Origin of the sequence: Ideonella azotifigens (assembly GCF_006519715.1) — a bacterium.
Lineage (GTDB): Bacteria > Pseudomonadota > Gammaproteobacteria > Burkholderiales > Burkholderiaceae_C > Ideonella > Ideonella azotifigens.
On sequence record NZ_VIDT01000978.1, the window covers coordinates 1 to 1,574 of the forward strand.

Genomic DNA, 1,574 nt, shown 5'->3' on the forward strand with positions numbered 1-1,574 from the left:
GCGCTCGCCGGCTTCGGTCAAGGTCACGCCGCGGCCGTTGCGGCTGAGCAGGGTTTCGCGCAGCTCCACTTCCAGCAGCCGCACCTGGCGGCTCAGCGCGGACTGCGCGATGTCCAGCGACACGGCGGCGCGGCTGAAGCTGCGGTGTTCGGCAACGGCGACGAAATACTCGAGCTGCTTGAAGTCCATGGGGCGAAGGAGGCAGTTTCGCCGCGCACAAAAAAAGCCAGCCCGGCGGAGGGCAGAGTGTGCCCCACGCCGGCTGGCTCAACCACAAGGCTCATCGCGAAGATGAACCAGCGGACTCATTACCTGTGCGGGGCGGTCCGCCGACCGCCCGTGCCGTTCACTGCGGCGTGATCTGGCGGATGAACAGGTTGTCCACGCCGACGTTGAAATAGGTGAAGCCGTAGACCCAGCCCGGGATCAGCGTGGTGAAGACGATCTCGTCGGCCCCGGCAATCACGTTGGCGAAGGTGCGGCCTGGCGGCAGCTTGGGCTCGTAGGTCACCGGGTCTTCGGCGCCGTAGCCGCCCCAGCCTTGCGGCAGCGTGGTGGCGGCCGGGTCGGCCACGGTCACCGAGTAGTGCTGCCAGCCCTTGTTGGCCGGGCTCAGCGTGCCGACGATGTACCAGACGGAGGTGTAGGGGTAGCCTTCGGGCGGGTTGTCGTAGTCGCGGATCTCGACGGCCAGGTCGCGCGTGACCGAGTCGTGGAAGAACACGATGTCGTGCACGTTGACGTCCAGGCCGATCTCGAAGGCCTTGCCGGTCTTCAGGTCGCCGGTCCAGCTGGCCTTCTGCTCGCTGAAGGTGATGCCGAAGTCCTCGAACTTGGTCTGCAGCGATGGTGCTTCGTTGCCGGACTTCTTGTTGATGAAGCTGGCGCCACCAATGCCGCCGGGGCCGGTCCAGCCCGAGCTGTTCTTGCTGAAGGTGGCCACGCGCAGGCCTTCGTCTGCGGCTTGCGAAGCCAGCGGCAGGGCCAGTGCGGGCAGCAGCGTGGCGAGGGCGGCCAGCAGCCGGGAGGTGGACAACTTCGAGGGCATGGGCGGTTTCCGTGGGTTGAGGGAGTGTGGAATCAGTTTAGGAACGCGGCCGCCACGGGGCCAGCCCGGATCGTGCAGCCCGGGGGCTACCCTTTCGTGTAATCCGACCGCACACGCCGGACCGGCCGGATGGCGGCCTGCTGCCACAATCGGCCGCAGCAGTGCCCGGGCCGCCTGCCCCGCAGCCCGGTGGTTTTTCTTTCCTGGAGCGGATGGCAGCACGATGATGGCGCGAGCGCGCAGGCCTGCCATGGCGTGGCGATGGATGGTGCTGGTCGCGGCCTTGCTGGCCGGGCTGCCGGGCCGCGTGCTGGCGCTGCCGGCCATGCTGGACCTGGCCCAGTTCCACCATAGCGCCTGGCTGACCCGCGACGGCGCGCCGTCCGAAGTCAACAGCCTGGCGCAGACGGCCGACGGCTACCTCTGGCTGGGCTCGGCCACCGGGCTGTTCCGTTTCGACGGCGTGCATTTCGAGCGCTTCGCGGCCGGCCCCGGCCAGGCCCTGGTGTCGCAAAGCGTGGCCTCG

General features: G+C 68.4%; 3 protein-coding genes. 1 reads left to right on the forward strand and 2 read right to left on the reverse strand.

All coding sequences use genetic code 11. The features are described 5' to 3' along the window. The coding region (locus tag FKP22_RS29830) for a LysR family transcriptional regulator (RefSeq protein ID WP_141291841.1) at positions 1–189 on the reverse strand (189 nt) is incomplete at its 3' end. A gap of 157 nt (positions 190–346) precedes the next feature. Beyond that, positions 347–1,048 (reverse strand): PEP-CTERM sorting domain-containing protein, encoded by a 702-nt coding sequence (locus FKP22_RS29835; protein ID WP_141291842.1) that lies wholly within the window; start codon positions 1,046–1,048, stop codon positions 347–349. 250 nt (positions 1,049–1,298) lie between these two features. On the opposite strand from FKP22_RS29835, the gene FKP22_RS29840 reads away from it, so the two are divergent. Beyond that, positions 1,299–1,574 (forward strand): hypothetical protein (locus FKP22_RS29840; protein WP_211361666.1); only part of this gene is annotated, 276 nt, incomplete at its 3' end.